Genomic DNA, 16,715 nt, shown 5'->3' with positions numbered 1-16,715 from the left:
GCCGACGCTTCCGTACCTCGGATTGAAGAGCATCCCCATGTTGCGGGTGAGAGATTGAATGAGACCCCTGTGCCACCTGTTCCTCTGGCGGGAAAGATTGCCCACGGAAACAGGGACTTCCGTCCAGCATATCGGGTCGGGAAGAAACACCACCCGATAGGGCTCTTTCTTTCTCCTCAGATGTCTGTGAAGCCTCACCACGAGCTCCATGTCTTCGGTGACGGTCTCCGGCTTGTAGCCCCCCACTTCGATCACGACGTCCTTCTTGAAGAGCGCGAACACGCCCGAGAGTATTAGGAGATTGTTTATCCGGCTGAGGCCGATTCTGCTCGCGACGAACGCTCTCAGGTATTCGATCACCTGGAACGCCGCGATCAGTCGTCGCGGAATCCTCGGCGTGACCACCCGCCCGTCTTCCACCACGCAGCCGTTCGCCACGCGCACCTGCCCGCCGACGGCGACAACTTCCTCGGGCTTCTCCAGGATTGGTCTCACAATCCTCAAGAGTGCGTTCGATTGAAAGATGGAGTCGGCGTCTATGCTGCAAAACAGATGGTAGCGCGAAAGGTTTATGCCGATGTTGAGAGAGTCGCTCTTTCCGCTGTGGGCCTTGTCCACGACCGTGAGGTTAGGCTTAGTCACTGACTTGTATATGGCACCTATCTCGCCGGTGGGGATGCTCTTTCTGTAAACGACTCGACGCTCGACGAGCTTGAATTCTTCCCTGAGAAGCTCGAAAGTGTCGTCCGTCGAACCGTCGTTCACGACCAGGACCTCGAACTCGGGATAGTCCAGAGACAAAACCGAGTGCACGCACTGGACGATAACCGAAGCCTCGTTGTGTGCAGGGATGACGACCGAGACGGGCATCGTGAAGTGTGACCTGGCCATGCACTCAAAGTCGGTGTAGTAGTTCTGTCTCAGTCTCCGCCTCATGTCGAGAAAGGAGACCAGAGTCAGAGTCAACAGCACGAGCTGAAGTGCAGCAAAATAGATGAGTATGATCAGGCTTGCGACGTAGAGCGCCTGTTGCAGAGCCATCAGGTGCAAGTATGTCATCGCCGCCCCCTATTACCTTCCGTACCTCGGGATGGAACCTCCACCCCGAGCCTCTGAAGCGCCTCCGCGGCGCTTTCCCTCGCGAATCTGTCGTCCACTTCCAGGCCGGCCATGAGAGCGGGAAGAGCCGCTTCCCCTATGTTGGCCAACGCCTCGAGCGAGCTTTTTCTTACCCACCAAGCCCTGTCGCACAACGCGGCGACCAGCTCTTCTATGGCCTCGACCATTTCGAGTTGTCCCAGAGTCCAGGCGGCGTGCGAACGCACAAACCACGCCGGGTCCTTGAGCAGAGGAATCACCTCGAGACCCGCGCTCTTGCTACCGATTCTCCCCAGAGCCTTTGCCGCCGCTGCCCTCACATCTGCGGAGGAATCGCTCAGCGCGGAAACCAGCACCCCTTCCGCTCGTCTGTCCGCAACCTGTCCCAGAATCTCGGCCGTCCAGAATCGCGCCCGCCAGTTGGTGTTCCGCATGTTCTTCACGAGGAGCGGCACGGACGGAGTTCCGACGTCGATGAACATGGCGGCGATACGCGAGGAAACCAGCTCCTCGTGTCTGCCGAGGATGTCGATGAGGGCGGCCTGTGCCCTGGGATGTCTGACCTTACTGAGCCCTCTCGCCGCCAGGCTCCTGATGTCCGGGTCGGGGTCGTCGAGGGCTCTGTAGAGAGCCGCGGAAGCCGCGGGAAGACTCAGCTCGCCCAGAATTTTGGCCGCCCTTGCCCTCTTCCACTTGCGCTGGCTCTTCAGTTGACGCACGAAATGATGAACGAGACCCGTCTCTTGAAAGAGTTTTGTGAGCTCTGACCTCAGGTGTGCTTCGAGCCTGGGCAGAGACACGGCGACGTACTCCGCCGTCTCGGGAGTCAGTATATCTTCAATCTCAGCCAGTACGCGCGCCCCGGGCTCTCCCGTCTGGCGTGCGAGTATGAGCAGGAGTCCTCGGCACCTGGCCCTCAACGCCTCTTCTCTCCTTCTCTTGGAGATCGTAAAGGCTCTGTTCAGGCCGGCTGCCAGCCATGCGGAAACTACAAGACAAACAAGGCCGAGGAAAATGAAGTACAGTATGTCGAGCGGAATGGTCACGTCGATTCCCCTCAAAGCCTCAGTTCGAGCCCAACGTAGAAAGCGTGCATCAAATACTTGTTGTCGTCGTACGAGACCGACCCGTTGCCTTCGAATCTGAGTCTGTCAGTCACTGTTCTGGACAAGGATCCGGATGCCCCCACGGAGAAAATATTGCCGAAGTTCTCAGAGCTTGAAAAGCCAAACCTGAGACCGGCGCCGAAGAAGGCCTTGGGGCTGGTCTTCCTCACGCCGGCCTCGAGTCCCTGGTTCAACTCGTCGAGCGGTGTGAAGTAGTTCCTCGAAATCGTCTTGTAGTCCTGGTAGTGAATGTTGTAGAGCAAGGAGAACCACGGCGCACTCGACGGAGACACTCGAACGGAGCCGTGCACTCTGTTCCTGTCATTTCCGTCACTGTAGCTTCCGGCTTCGTAGCCGAGCTGGGCTTCCGTGATTCGTGAAAAACTCTTGGTTACGCCGATTCGCGTCACCGTCTGCCTTCCAATCTCGAGCTTGTCCAGCAAGGGCGTGCTCGTCTTCTCGAAGAAAGGATACGTCCCAACGCCAACGTTCGCCCCCCAAGTCCCAAGTTGAGCAGAGGCCCACACGTCAAAGTTCTCCTCTCTCTCTTCTTCGGGCAGAAGGGCAAAGAGAACATTCGCATCGTGATTCCCGTATTGCGCGATCCTCAGATTGCCCCCGACCTTCACGGGCTCCCAGGGTCTCACGCCAACATTGGCTGCGAAACCGATCGAGGTGATTTCAAAATTGTGCTTGTCCAGGGTTTTGTCCAGCTCCCAGTCGCGTGAGGTCCACAAGCTGAAGCCGAGGTCCTCTATCAGGTCCGGAGAAAACGTCACGGTGGAACGCCACGTCCTGTTGCCGAGGTTGTAGTTGTACGTGTCTCCGGAGCGAAGATAATCTTTCTCGAGAGATTGAGAATACGATGTCAGGACCCTGGGGCTCAGGGCGAGGTCAATCTCACGGCCCTCTTTCTGAACGTCCGGAAACTCGGGATCGAGGTGCTGCGCCTGGCGGATGACCTTCCTTGCCTCGTGCGTCTCACCCATCCACCTTAGGACCTGAGCCTTGCCGGCAAGCGCTTCGACGTTGTCAGGCTCCTGAAGAAGAACCCTTTCGTAGTACTGAAGCGCCTCGTCGAATCTGTCGGCCCAACTGAGAGTTCTCGCGAGTCCTATCAAGATGGGTGGCTCTTGCCCGAACTTGGAAATCAGTGTGCCGTATAGCGAGATCGCCTCGTCGTAGTTTTCCCGCCACGCCTCGAGCTTTGCCACTGCCAGCCACGCGTCGATGTCCTCGTCGTGCACCGAGACTATGGTCCTGTATACTGTGAGCGCCTCCTCGAGCCGGCCCTGCCACTCGTACGCCAGGGCCTTGAGAAAGAGGGCGTCCCTGTGTCCAGGCTGCTCTTCGAGAACCTTGTCCAGAATGGCCAGCCCTTCGGTGTACTTGCCGTCATAGATGAGCGTGCGGGCCTCGACTAGTCGCGGGTCTTCATACGCGCGGGCAAACGCCGCCGCTGCCGCAAGTAGAGAGATCGCCACCAGCACGGCCAACATACAGGAAACGATCTTCCAACGTTCTTTCATTCGCGCTTCCCCCTCAGTTTTCACGATACACGGTCACTTCGCTTCCGACAGCCGCCTTGACGGCGAGTCTGCCGCCGTGGACTGCGTAGTGCGAGTCGCTCAAGCTCCCTTGGACGCGCACTTTTTCCCAGGGAAGGTTAAGAATCAGGCTTATGCCCTTCTCATAACTAATGTCGGCACTTAGCATTTGAACCTTTATCACTGCTTTGTCCTTCTCTTCCCTGACAATGAGCTTAACGTTGTCTCTCGCCCTAATGTATTTGAGCACATCAGACTCGCGCGCCATGTAGAATCCGGTTGCTTTCAGCTCTTCCATCTGTCTTCTGAACGCCGCCTGAGTGACGTAGTAGGGTTCATCCGAGGAAAGCTTCCGGTAGCACCCGGCCTCCGGGGACGCACTAGGAAGCACGTTGTGATACGTGAAGATGAGCCATCCCTTGTTGCGCTTTAGCTCAGTGAGCAGCTCCGCGAGTCTGCCGGAAGAAGGAAGCGTGTCGGAGACGATCGACACACTCTGGAGAAGAAACTCGTCCGGCGTGGCCGAATTGATTAGCCCCCGACCTCTTGCGGCTGTGTACCCCGCGCGCCGCGCCGCCTCCTTCACTCTGTCGTTCACCCGCGAAAAGGGATAGTGCAGGACTGAGACGTTTTCGCCCAGCGCCCTTTCGAGAAATGACTTCGAGTCCTTAAGCTCGTGATCCAACGCGAGACCGGACAACGTGTCCAGAAACACGTGCCGGAAACCGTGTGATGCGATCTCGTGATCAAGACGAACGAGTCGCCTCGCATCTCCAATCGAAAGCTGCGTTCGCACGCACCCCTTGCTCAGTTCCAACGTCTTACGAGTCTCGCCGGTCCAACTCGCGCAAAGCCCAAACGTGGCCTTTATCCCGAGGCTTTCAAGTATCGGCAAGGCGTAGTCCACCTGGTTGGCGGTCCCGTCGTCGAAGCTCACAGATATCGCGGCGTCCTTGTCGTCAGGCCACGTAGCGACTCTGGCTCGGACGGAAGCGAGAGGCGAATCGGGCAATGAGGAAAAGCCGGAAGAGAGAATCTCGAACGACGCTTTTCTTCGTTCCACGTAGCTCGCGGTGTCCCACTTCTGCCAGACAAAGGCCTTGAGGTTGGTGAGGCTGAATTTGTAGCCTCCGTCTCCCTGAGTCCCTTCCGGGGCGCCTTCGGAGGCATCGCCGGCAACAACCTCGGGCATCGCGTCGCACGCTACAGCCGATTCGCCGGGGGCGCCCCAGGAAACCAGGTCGCCCGTCGCCTCGCGCTCTACGGTAGGTGCGCCCTGCGACTCGGCTTCCCCGGGGACGAGCGAGAGCACGCTCAGGACTATCCCGTCCGTTTCTGAGCTTTCCATTTCAGGCGTGCCGGCCACGTCATCGAGGACCTGCCGGGAGGAAGGGTCCGTCACGTTCAGAATCGCCCACGGAATCCGCGCCTCGATGTAGTTCTCCTCCGTGTGGATCCGCCAATCACCCACCGCCACGTCTGCGCGTCCCGCCTCCTTTGCAGACGCCAACCTCCCCACGTCCAGATCAATCGCGGGATATACTCTCCCATTGGCGTCCACCCGGTCGCGATTCGTCTCGACTATCATGCGCTCGAACTTCCCGTCCGAGTTGGCTTTTGATCTGAAGGGGGCCAGGTAGGTGGAGAATCCCCCGTCCGAAGGCACTCGACTATACCTCGAAAAATTGTACCCGGAATCGATGAGCACGACCGCAGAGTCGGCGCCGGAGATATGCAACACGAATTCCATCCCAGCCTCGGTAGTCACATTTCTGACGAAGGGAAACCTGGCGTCGCCCCTCCGCCTGTCAATTGTGTCAAAGCCTACGAGCAAATCGAGACTGTCGAGGTCAGCCTTACCATCGTGGTCGCAGTCCAGGCTCGAGAACGCTATCCTGAGATAGATGTACCGCGAGTCGGAACTCACGCGAAGTTCCGTCAAGTCCCTGCAAGGGAGGTACAAGGAATCCCCCTCCCGATCCACGTAGAAGGCTTCCACTCTTGACCAGTCGACGAAGGAAGAATCCGACTGCCGCACGGGCTTCTCGTCCACCGCAGATTGCTGCCGCTGCTCGGCTTTTCCCTGGGGCGCGCCTTCATTCCGCACCGCCGGTTCCTCCGCCAGAAGACCGAAGAACTCCTCCGGGTCCTGCACGTTCTGCCACAGAATGTCACGATCCGCCGGAACCTCGAAATCCTTCACCAACCAGTTGTCTTTGAACCATTCGTCAAACAGCTCGAAGACGAGCACGCCCGCCGCGCCTTCTCTGTAGCAGTCCTCAAGCAGCCTTGTGTCCTGAAGGCCCTGCACTTTCTCGGACGCGCCACCGTGATTGAGACCCTGCGGCTGAAAATGTGCGACGCCGCGGCTTGTCGAAATCCCCGTCTCTCCCACGAGAAGCGGCATGCCTCGCAGGTGCGCCTTCAAGTCCCTCAGATAACCTGCGTAGTTGCAGAACCCGTGTTCGTCTGCGTAAGTGCTGTAGCCGGGATCAAGGTTCATGAAATCGGGATAGTAGGGGTAGGCATGAAAGGTGGCGAAGAAGCCCGCTTCAAACTCCTTCGACGGGCGAATGACGGACGGATCCACGCTTGCCGCGTCTTCGTCGTGATACGCCCTCGCCCCCCCACGTTCTGTCTCCGTGGGGTGCTTGATGGGATCGAGCGTCGGCCAGTTCGTGAACGAAACGGGATGCTCCCAGCCGAACTTGTCACGTTCGTACGTCGCGAGGAAGTCACACATGCCGGCAAACCAGCACTCGGTGGGACTACCTTTCTTGACGCCGAGGCACCTGCCGCTGAATCTCGCGACGTCCGAGTGAAGCTTGTCCGTGTTGAGCACCGCGTAAGGCTCGCACTCCCGGCCGAGGACGTAACCCGCCACCCAATCCGAGACGTCCGCAGCATACTCGCCCCACGCGTGCCCTCGCCGCTCCGGCAACGAAACGGAACCGTGCAGGGCATCCACCACCGAACGAATCTCTGCCCGAAACTCGTCCGAGAAAGGACCGTCGTACAGGTCGAGGCTCGCGGGCAATTCAAACCATGCTCCTTGAAAGAGCCATATCTTCCGCGAATCGGCGCGCCCGTTGTGCTCGAGGAGGGCTTCGTACAACGCCGGGGGATGAAGCGTATACACGCGGATTGCGTTCGCGCCAAGCTCCGAGACTTCGTCTAGCCAATGGACGTATTGCTTCTTGGATATGGCGAATTCGCCCGGAAATTTCCCCGGCGGAGCCGAGCCGAGATTCACACCCTTAAAAAAGAGAGGCTTCCATCTTCCCTGCTCCAGAACCTCAAAGGCTTCGCCGCTGCATCTCACTCGCACTCGCGGCGCGGCCGACGCATGCGGCGCGGCGGACGCTCGTGGCCCTGCGGACGCATGAAGAGGAAGAACAAGCAACAGCAGAGGCAATAGAAGAAAAAGAAGAAATCCCCACGTCCTCACATTGCTCTTATTCATCGCCTCTTCCTTGACCATGAAAGAAAAACCCCCGGAGAGTCGCTCTCCGAGGGCATGATACTAGATACACTCAAAGGGTCAAGGGCAGAACTGCCCGGCGATCCTATCCTTCTATCATCTCGACGTTGGCCCTTGGCATCACGGCCTTCGTGCCGTCCTCAAACTCTACCTCCAACACCCTCACCTTGGCTTCCGTTTCCAGCATGCGAAGCTCGGGAGGAAGATCGGCCACGCGCCCAAGCCTCCCGAAGTGCGGCTCTCTGATAACCCGAATGGCGCTTCCGACCTCGAGACCCGAGGACGAGAAAATGCTCCCCTTTCCCGCCGAGGGCCCCGTTCTGCCGTCCATCGAGACTATGACCTCCGGCCTCATCACACCGGCTCTGATTTGAGTCACTCCGCTCATCGAAGCCTTTCTGCCCTCGAGTGAACGAAGAAGTGAGAACGTCTTCTCCGCCATCCTCATCCCGCCAAATCCTTCGGTGATTATCAGCGATATCCCTTTTTCCTCCGAGCCTGTGATTGCCACGCCCAGATCGTAGCCCAGAAACTGCCTCAAGTCCTTGTCGTCTATCCCGCCGACCACGACCCCTCTCACACCCAACGACGCCGCCTTCTCGAGAAAAGCGTTGTCCACCCTGGAACCGCCGACGAGGATCTTCCCGGCGCATCCTGCATCGAGGGAGTTGACATCGAGCGGTTCGTCCGATTTGCCCACCTGAAGTTTTATCTCTCCCCACGTCTCCCCGCCGATTCCGAATATCCCCTGCAGGAACGAGCACTCCGTCTCGACCTTGACGCCTTCCCTTTCCATCGCCTCTATCACTTTTCCATCAACGTAGGCGTGGACTTCGACGGGAATCGGAGGCTCTCGCAAGATGGCCTGACCCGTGATGTTGGAGATGCTCTCGAGAGTGCCGTTGATCGGACTCTTGCACTTCGACGTGAAGAGGCCGAAAAAACCCTTGCTCATCGCGAAGACCTCGCCCTCGTTGAGCGGTGATCCCACGGGCTTGGTCAATGTAGATCCAACGTCCTCCGGCAGGACGCTCAGGATGTTGGCCACGTTCACGGTCTGTACGTTACCAGGTAGCTCGGTGCGAGCCACGACTTGCTCCGCCTTGACCTGGTCTCCCACTTTGGCAAGCACGGTGCCGGCCAGGGGAAGTCTTCTCTCTCTAACAAGCTTTGTCCTTGCCGTTACTGTAACGCCCGGTGTATATGCGTGAGCCACTCTTCTATTCCCTCCCTACTTTCTCTCGGGGTACGCTCTATTTTCTCTCAGGATACATGTTGAGGGCGGTGTTCCATTCGTTCAACTTCCTGACTCTTTCTTCTGCCGAGGACGGCAGTTGGAAAGGCCGCCGGCCCCTACAGTCGATTATGAGGCCGACCACTCCACCCTCTACCTTGGTCTCGAACGTTTTCCCGTGCCCTGCACCTACGTCGAAGTTCTTCGAGGGGTTGATCACCACGCGACCGCTCTCGGCAACCCCCAGGGCCAGTACCTTCATGTGGCCAAAACCGACGGACACCTCTTCGGAGCCACCCTTTTCTCTTTCGAGTCTCACCTTGACGCACTCGGCGTTTTCCTTGCCGGTGCCGACTGGCGCGATGCACGTCCCGAGATGAATCAGACAATCCTTCTTGAATACCTCGGTCGCCGCTTTCGGATGCACGGTGGAGAGAACTCCCAACTGAGGCATCATGAAAATACTGTCCACGGCCAGATGCGTGATGCACTCCGGCAGAAACGCGTCTATCAACATCAGAGCGGCCTGCACCCTCCTCGGCGCGTGCGACAACACGCCTCCGCTGCCGACGAGCATGTTCAATTCCCTGAGGCTCACGAGCGTCTCACCGCTCGCGGTCTGGTCGAAGGTGTCGGAGATCGTCCGCTCCTGCTGCACCCCCTTAAGCCCCACGGCGAGAGATTTGTGTTGTTCGAACGCCAGTCTCAAAGCCTCTCTCGCGATACCCTGTTCGATCATCAGCTCATCGAGGCTCTGAGGAATCGTGGTGGGCCTGATCATCTTGTTCTTTATTCTGTTCCTCAGGTCCTTGTCCTCTACGTGGAACGGCACCCACCTCATGATGTTCTCGATGCCGGTCTCGGCCAGGACGTTAGATATGCTGTAACTCATGCCGAGATTCGCGCTCACAGTTCTGTTGAAGACACCCTGGAACACGGAAAACACGTCCGTGGTCGCACCGCCGATGTCCACCCCTATTACCTGCATGCTCTCCTCTCGCGCGATCGTCTCGATTATCCTGCCGACCGCGGCGGGCGTCGGCATGATCGGCACGAGCGTCCATTCCATCAACTTCTTGTAGCCGGGGGCGTGGGCCATGACGTGTTCCATGAAGAGATCATGTATTTGCATTCTCGCAGGTCCGAGGTTCTCGCGTTCGAGGACCGGTCTCAAGTTATCGGTAATGACGAGAGCGGTCTTGCTCTCCAACCTCTCCCTCACGATGTCTCTCGCGTCCTTGTTGCCCGCGTATATGACGGGCAGAAGATAACCGGCGCCGAGTCTGGCCTTGGGATCGGCGGCGGAAAGAAGCTCGGCAAGCTCCGCAACGTGCGCGGTCGTGCCGCCGTCAATGCCTCCCGAGAGAAGGATCATGTCGGGCCTAAGTTGCCTGATGCGCTTTATCTTCTGGTAAGGGAGCCTTCCGTCGTTCGAAGCTATCACGTCCATCACGATGGCGCCCGCGCCCAGGGCCGCTCTCTGCGCGCTCTCGGCCGTCATCGTCTTCACAACGCCAAACACCATCATTTGCAGGCCGCCGCCGGCGCTCGAAGTGGAAACGTAAAGGTCAACACCTTCTCCGTTCCTGGCGGGAGTCATGATGGTCTCGTCGTCCAGGATCTTTCGGCCCGCGAGTTCCTCAACCTCCCTCACGGCGTTGAGGACCCCCTTGGTCACGTCCTCGAACGGCGCCTCGACGGTCGTGGGAGCTTCGCCACGCACTATGAGCCTGTACTCGTCTCCCTTTCTCTCTATGAAAATGGCCTTTGTGGTGGTGCTTCCACAATCGGTCGCAAGAATCGTATTCACACCATCAGGACTTGGAATGCTCATGCTCTTTCTTCTCCCTCGTCTTCTCCCTTTTCTGCTCCTTCTTCACCCTCTTCTCCTCCCTCTTCTCCTCGCTCAACTTCTCTTCCTGATCCTCGATTTTCTGAATGAGCTTCTCGACGTTCTCCCTGTTTTCCAGGAGAAGACAGAATCGTTCGTAGTTCTTGACCTGGAAAAAAGTCTTAACGAACGGCTCAAAGAACACCAGAACCTGACTCCCCAGAAAGCTCAAAGGCTTCGAGGATTCAAGAAAGAATATCGCGGCCACGCCCAACCCCCTTCGGGTGATCTTGGTGGCTACGGTGTCGAGTATTGCCTCGTCGTCCTTGAAATCTCCTTTAAGGTCTTCTTTAAGGAACTGGTGTAACCCTTTGTCCACGACGAGCTTCCTTCCCCATTATCCTGGTCACGAACTCCACCACTTCGTCCCTGTTAGGGCCGAAAAGTAACCTCATCCCCCTGTAGTGCTCGAGCCACGAACGCTTGGTGAACGGGCTCAAACTTAGGCCGTTGGCGTCGACCCAGAAGCTCTTGAAGCGGCCCCATTCCCTTTTCTGCGTACCGAAGGGACCTTTTATTTCTACGCCTTCATTGCTGAGCGAATACGATGCCGTGAAGAAGTAGCTGTGCAGAGAGCCAAAGAGCACGACGACTGACAGCGCCGCAACAAAGAGGTCGCCCAGAACAAGAACGACCCCGATACCGAACAGCACGATGACTGCTATCACCCACGCGCATCGTTTTCGGTCCATTGTACACGGTCTCACGGACCAGGTCAACTTCTCAGGGAAAGCACCAGGGGATTCCGTCACCACTTGAGCCTCAGCTCGCGCGCCGCCTTACCCTCATCGAGTCTGCCGACAGGCGTGGTGGAAGGCGCCTGTTTCACCAGGTCGGGATTCTTTTCCACCTCCTCGACGATCGTCCTCATGGCGCCAGCGAACCTATCCAGCTCTCGCTTGGTCTCGGTCTCCGTCGGCTCTATCATCAGGGCTTCTTCGACGATGAGCGGGAAATAGACGGTAGGAGCGTGAAACCCAAGGTCCAGGAGCCTCTTCGCAATGTCGAGAGTCCTCACGCCCAACGCCTTCTGCCTCTTCCCGGACAGCACGAATTCGTGCATGCAGGGTTTGTCGTATGGAACGTCCAAGTACGGCGAAAGAAGCGCCTTAAGATAGTTTGCGTTGAGGATCGCTTCCCTCGACACTTCCTCGAGCCCCTTTCCGCCCAGCGAAAGTATGTACGCGTAGGCCTTGACCATCACGGCGAAATTCCCGTAGAAGCTGTGTATCATCCCGATGCTCTTCGGCGCGTCGTAGTCGAGGGTAAAGCTGGTCTCTTCCCCTACTATCCGAGGCACGGGGAGAAACGCTCGCAACTTCTCGCTCACGCCGACCGGCCCGGAGCCAGGCCCTCCACCACCGTGAGGCGTGGAAAAAGTCTTGTGGAGGTTCAAGTGCATTATGTCAAAGCCCATGTCCGCCGGCTTCGCCACGCCCATCAGAGCATTCATGTTTGCGCCGTCAAGATACATGAGGCCGTCCACGGAGTGAACAATCTGCGCCAGCTCAAGCACGTCTTCTTCGAAAAGACCCAGCGTGTTCGGATTTGTGAGCATCAAGGCGGCCACGTTGTCACCCATGACCGCTTTCAGGGATTCGGCGTTTACGCAGCCATTCTTACCGGATTTCACCTCCACGACCTTGAATCCGGCGAGATTGACGCTGGCCGGGTTGGTGCCGTGCGCGGAGTCGGGTATGAGGACCGTGTCCTTCCGGTTTTTCTTGTCGCGATGATAGGCCGCCGCGATCATCATTCCGGTAAGCTCGCCGTGCGCTCCTGCGGCAGGGTGGAGACAGAACTCTCTCATGCCGGTTATCCTGCAAAGAGCGTCCGCAAGAAGATGCATGAGCCGTAGCGCTCCCTGCGCTGCCGCCGGAGGACAGAGCGGATGGAGGTCCTTGAACCCAGGCAGAGCAGCGACTTCCTCGTTCACCTTCGGATTGTATTTCATCGTGCACGAACCGAGAGGATACATGCCCTTGTCCACGTGGTAGTTCAGTGAGGAGAGCCTCGTGAAATGTCTCACGACCTCAGGCTCGCTGACTTCGGGCAGTTCGGCACCCTTATTGCGCAGGAGATGGTGAGGTATCAAATCTGCAATGGCGGCACTCGGCACATCAAGCCGCGGAGGCGAGAACGAGTTGTGCCCCTCGCAGTGAAGCTCAAAAACGAGAGGCTCCACGACGCGCGGCTGTGCAGCGGTTTCGCAACACTTGTCTTTATCCATGTTTGGACTTACTCCCCCCACTCAGCCGGAGCCCCTTCGCTACTTCATCCACGGCTGTGCAGAGACCATCGATCTCCTTCTTTGTTCTCTTCTCGGTCACTGCCACGAGAAGAAGCTTCTCGTTATCCGAAAAACGAGAAAGCGGCACGCCGGCCAGCATACCCTTCGAGAGAACCCCCTCGACCAGAGCCTCCGCCGGAACCGGGCACCTCAGAACAAACTCTTTGAAGAACGGCTGTTCGAACGCGAGAGAGAATCCGTCAAGGCCCGCTAGTTTCTCCGCCGCGTAGTGACTCTTTGCCAGGCATTGCGACGCCAATTCCTTGAGTCCTCTCTCGCCCACCAGAGCCAAGTAGATGGTGGCGGTGAGCGCTACCAGAGCTTCGTTAGTACAGATGTTGGACGTCGCCTTGGCACGTCTTATGTGTTGCTCTCTCGTCTGAAGTGTGAGAACGAAGCCGCGCCTTCCGGAATTGTCGGTCGTCATTCCCACGATGCGCCCAGGTAGGCGCCTCACGTATTCACTGCGCGACGCAAAAAAGCCAACCAGAGGCCCCCCGAAATTCATCGCGCTCCCTAACGCCTGCCCCTCCCCCACGACCACGTCAGCACCGTAGCTCCCAGGCGGCTCCAGGACCGAAAGCGAAAGCGGATCCACGCAGGACACAAGCAAGGCAGGATTTCCGGATAGCACTTCCCCCAACCGGCTCGTGTCCTCCACCACGCCGTAGAAATTTGGCTGCTGATGTATGAAGCAGGCGACTCCACCTTTCAGAGCCGCTCCGTGTGTTGGGGGTGCTCCCTGTTTCGGGGCTGCTCCTCCTTCGAGGGCGGCTCCTCTCGGTGCGACCTCTTCCAGGGCCGCCGCCAATTTAGTGACATCAGTAGTACCGCCGTCCAAAGGGATTTCCTCGACTTCAATCTTGGCGGCAGCGCAATAAGTGCTGAGCACCTTTCTGTAGTTCGGGTGAACACCCGCAGAAACGAGGACTCTCCTCTTTTCCGTCGCGTTGACTGCGAGGAGGGCGGCTTCGGCCAGAGCAGTCGCCGCGTCGTACATGGACGCGTTGCACACGTCCATTCCCGTGAGCCTGCACATCAACGACTGAAACTCGAATATCGCCTGAAGCGTGCCCTGGCTCACCTCGGCCTGATACGGCGTGTAGCACGTGTAGAATTCACTTCTCAGAAGCAACTGCCGGACCGCGGCCGGGACAAAATGATCGTACACGCCCGCGCCCGCAAAACAGACCGCGCCGCGCGAAGAAGCGTTCTCTGAAGCAAGCTCCGACATGGACGCCGCCATGTCGAATTCGGAAAGGCCGTCCTCAAGGGCAATTCGTGCCTTCCCTCTGATAGCAGGAGGCACAGAGCTCAAGAGATCCTCGAGCGCCCGCACTCCGACGGTGCGCAACATCTCCTGTCTTTCGTTCTCGCTTCGGCCCACGTAAGTCGCCATCACGAATCCTCGCCCGTTCGTCACCTATTCCGGGCCCGTTCCAACTATTTGTACTTCCCCGCCTGCCCGCCAGTACTCGGCTCCTATTTGTCTATTCCTTCCCTATAAGCTTCTTATACTCGGCGGGGCTCAAGAGAGAATCAACGTCGGAAGGATTAGACATCTTGATCTTTATCATCCAGCCCTCGTCGTAAGGGCTCTTGTTCACTACCACAGCATCGGTCGCGAGCCCTTCATTGACGGCCGTCACTTGGCCCGAGACAGGAGCGTAAAGATCGCTGACCGTCTTCACGGCCTCGACGACGCCGAAGGCCTTCTTGACCGCGGTGGATGAACCCACTAGCGGAAGCTCCACGTACACGATGTCTCCGAGCTCGCCTTGCGCGTAATCGGTGATGCCGACCACCGCCGTATCACCTTCAACGCGCACCCACTCATGCTGGTCAGTGTATTTGAGGTTCTCCGGTACCATTTCTCTCCTCGCTCTTATCTGTTGTTATTTCCGACTGCCACACTTGTAGAAAGGCAGCTTCGTGACGCGCGCCTTGCATTCCTTTCCGCGCACAAGAATGGATAGCTCCGTTCCAACGATGGACTTCTCCGGCGGTACGTATCCCATCGCAAGTCCCTTGTGGAGAGACGGCGAGAATGTCCCGCTCGTCACGACGCCTATCTCTCTGGCCCCGGGATCGGTTGCCACGGGGCAGCCCTTGCGCGGAATCGCATTCTCCAGCATCTCCATCCCCACGAGCTTTCTCTTGAGGCCGCTCGCCTTCTCCCCGACAAGAGCTTCCTTTCCGATGAAGCCCGCCTTGCCAAGCTTGACCGTCCACCCCAGTCCTGCTTCGAGAGGAGTGGTAGCATCATCAATATCATTCCCGTAGAGACAGTATCCCATCTCGAGCCTGAGCGTATCTCTCGCGCCCAATCCAATCGGCTTTAACCCGAGGGGGCTCCCGGCATCGAAGAGCGCCTTCCAAATCCTGTCAGCGCCATTTCTCTTGTAATAGAACTCGAATCCATCCTCGCCGGTGTAGCCTGTCCTCGCAACAAGCACGTCCTTCCCCTGGAAGTTCACGTTCGTGAGCCTGTTGTGTCCGACAGACGCCAGTCCGCCGAGCCCCACCGTCGCAAGAACCTCCTCCGTCTTGGGCCCCTGCAAGGCCAATTGAACGGTCTCGGCGGAGAGATTCTCGATCCGCACGGCTTTATCGCAGTGGGAACGGATCCACTCGAAATCCTTGTCCGTGTTGGAGGCGTTCACGACAAAGAGAACGTCTTCCCCCACCCTGTAGACGAGGACGTCGTCGACGATCCCGCCGCGCTCATTGCACATCGGCGAGTAAAGAGAAGCGCCTGGCTCGAGCGAGGAAACGTCATTTGTGACAAGCCGGTCTGCAGCCTCTACGCCGCTCGGGCCCCGAAACCATATCTCCCCCATGAGGGAGACGTCGAAAAGGCCGACGGCCTCCCTTACGGCCTTGTGCTCTTCCACGAGCCCCGCGTACTGTATCGGCATGAGCCAGCCGGCGAACTCGACGAGGCGTGCCCCAAGCTCGCGGTGCGTCTGAACGAGAGGAATCTCTTTAACCATGAAAGTCCTCTGTTATTGCCCTGCGTCTGCACCCGTTATTACTACCTGACCTCGGCCATGCGACCTAGCGTAGGCGACCAAAAACACGCGTAGCATAATAGCACACGCGCATCTGGTCTGCAAGGAAGCGAACAACAGAAGAGTGCCGCTAGCCGGCGCCATCTTGAGTCGGAATGAGACGCGCCAATCTCGCACTGGCGGGGTCCGCTGAAAGTGGATGATGCAGAGGCGAAGATTCAGAACTGTCAACCTCGCCCTGCAGATCAGCTACTGCGTGTTGGCGGAAACGTTGACAGCAACGGGGATGCCTCGGGCCTCGAAGATTGCGCGACGGAGAAGTGCAATGTCCACCCTTTCCCACACACCGAGAGCCTTGAGACGTTCCTGGGCTGCCTTGCCAAGGTTAGGCACAAGACCATAAACGTCGGGATGAACCTCCACCAACACATCGTCTCCCTCAAGGGCGACTTTCACAGGCAAGTAGAGAATCTCGCCTGATTCGCCAACCGTGACCTCCGTGCTCAGCACATCGAGGTGCTCGGGGTACAGGCGCATGCACCCGTGACTCAGCGCGCGCCCCACCGTCATGGGAGAGTTCGTGCTGTGGATTCCGACGTGTTTCAAGGAAATCCCGATCCAGAAGTCTCCCAGAGGATTCTCCGGTCCAGCCGGTATGATTTCACGCTTGACGTGCTCGCGCTCCGCCAACTCCGGCGGCATGTACCAGGCCGGGTTTTTCACCTTGCAAGTCACGGTAAAGGAACCCAACGGCGTCTGCCACGTCGGCAGGCCGACTGCGATTGGATAGACTGCGCGAAGCGCTCCCCCACGGAACAGGTAAAGGCGGTACTCGGGGATATTGACGACCACCCCTTCGTCTCGCACCGCAGGTAAGATGTATCGAGTGGGGAGGATCAGCACCTTGCCCAACTGCACAATATTGGGATCGGCGATGCGGTTGGCGCGGGCAACAGCCGAGTGCGAGAGCCCGCGCTGCCGACACACGGCGTACAGCCCCTCCCCAACCGCGAGGGTGCACGTTTGCGCCTCACCGGCAATGCGAGGCGATGGCACG

Annotated in this window: 13 protein-coding genes; all 13 read right to left on the bottom strand. The window is 58.2% G+C overall.

The window, feature by feature from the left end; translation table 11 throughout:
• Nucleotides 1-1,059 (bottom strand): glycosyltransferase family 2 protein (locus tag NTX17_05045; protein ID MCX5800736.1); only part of this gene is annotated, 1,059 nt, incomplete at its 3' end.
• A complete protein-coding gene (locus NTX17_05040) occupies nucleotides 1,056-2,144 on the bottom strand; it encodes a HEAT repeat domain-containing protein (GenBank protein ID MCX5800735.1) in 1,089 nt (362 codons plus the stop codon). The genes NTX17_05040 and NTX17_05045, both read right to left, overlap by 4 nt.
• Nucleotides 2,145-2,155: 11 nt before the next feature.
• A complete protein-coding gene (locus tag NTX17_05035) occupies nucleotides 2,156-3,733 on the bottom strand; it encodes a tetratricopeptide repeat protein (GenBank protein MCX5800734.1) in 1,578 nt (525 codons plus the stop codon).
• 13 nt (nucleotides 3,734-3,746) lie between these two features.
• Nucleotides 3,747-7,214 carry a polysaccharide deacetylase family protein gene (locus NTX17_05030; protein MCX5800733.1) on the bottom strand — a complete coding sequence of 1,156 codons (3,468 nt, stop codon included), beginning with the start codon at nucleotides 7,212-7,214 and terminating at the stop codon, nucleotides 3,747-3,749.
• A 103-nt stretch (nucleotides 7,215-7,317) separates the two neighbouring features.
• A complete protein-coding gene (locus NTX17_05025) occupies nucleotides 7,318-8,448 on the bottom strand; it encodes a hypothetical protein (protein ID MCX5800732.1) in 1,131 nt (376 codons plus the stop codon).
• A gap of 37 nt (nucleotides 8,449-8,485) precedes the next feature.
• The gene (locus tag NTX17_05020; GenBank protein ID MCX5800731.1) at nucleotides 8,486-10,300 is read right to left on the bottom strand and encodes a glutamate mutase L; all 1,815 of its coding nucleotides are present in this window, start codon (nucleotides 10,298-10,300) and stop codon (nucleotides 8,486-8,488) included.
• Nucleotides 10,281-10,676: a hypothetical protein gene (locus tag NTX17_05015; protein MCX5800730.1), complete on the bottom strand. Its 396-nt coding sequence runs from the start codon at nucleotides 10,674-10,676 to the stop codon at nucleotides 10,281-10,283. The genes NTX17_05020 and NTX17_05015 overlap by 20 nt, the downstream gene beginning before the upstream one ends.
• Nucleotides 10,648-11,049: a hypothetical protein gene (locus NTX17_05010; GenBank protein MCX5800729.1), complete on the bottom strand. Its 402-nt coding sequence runs from the start codon at nucleotides 11,047-11,049 to the stop codon at nucleotides 10,648-10,650. The genes NTX17_05015 and NTX17_05010 overlap by 29 nt, the downstream gene beginning before the upstream one ends.
• Before the next feature lie 56 nt (nucleotides 11,050-11,105).
• Nucleotides 11,106-12,587: an aminomethyl-transferring glycine dehydrogenase subunit GcvPB gene (gene gcvPB, locus NTX17_05005; protein MCX5800728.1), complete on the bottom strand. Its 1,482-nt coding sequence runs from the start codon at nucleotides 12,585-12,587 to the stop codon at nucleotides 11,106-11,108.
• Entirely contained in the window at nucleotides 12,580-14,046 is a 1,467-nt protein-coding gene (locus NTX17_05000) for a glycine dehydrogenase (GenBank protein ID MCX5800727.1), read from the bottom strand. Before NTX17_05000 ends, gcvPB begins: the two co-directional genes overlap by 8 nt.
• A gap of 91 nt (nucleotides 14,047-14,137) precedes the next feature.
• A complete protein-coding gene (gene gcvH, locus NTX17_04995) occupies nucleotides 14,138-14,518 on the bottom strand; it encodes a glycine cleavage system protein GcvH (protein ID MCX5800726.1) in 381 nt (126 codons plus the stop codon).
• 24 nt (nucleotides 14,519-14,542) lie between these two features.
• Nucleotides 14,543-15,640: a glycine cleavage system aminomethyltransferase GcvT gene (gene gcvT / locus NTX17_04990; protein ID MCX5800725.1), complete on the bottom strand. Its 1,098-nt coding sequence runs from the start codon at nucleotides 15,638-15,640 to the stop codon at nucleotides 14,543-14,545.
• 267 nt (nucleotides 15,641-15,907) lie between these two features.
• Complete coding sequence (locus tag NTX17_04985; protein ID MCX5800724.1) at nucleotides 15,908-16,645, bottom strand: L,D-transpeptidase; 738 nt, start codon at nucleotides 16,643-16,645, stop codon at nucleotides 15,908-15,910.
• Between the last annotated feature and the right edge of the window lie 70 nt (nucleotides 16,646-16,715).

It is taken from the genome of Candidatus Eisenbacteria bacterium (genome assembly GCA_026388185.1).
Lineage (GTDB): Bacteria > Eisenbacteria > RBG-16-71-46 > JAFGJU01 > JAFGJU01 > JAPLKG01.
Note: the sequence above shows the minus strand (reverse complement) of the source record. Positions and strands in the feature narration are given on the sequence as shown.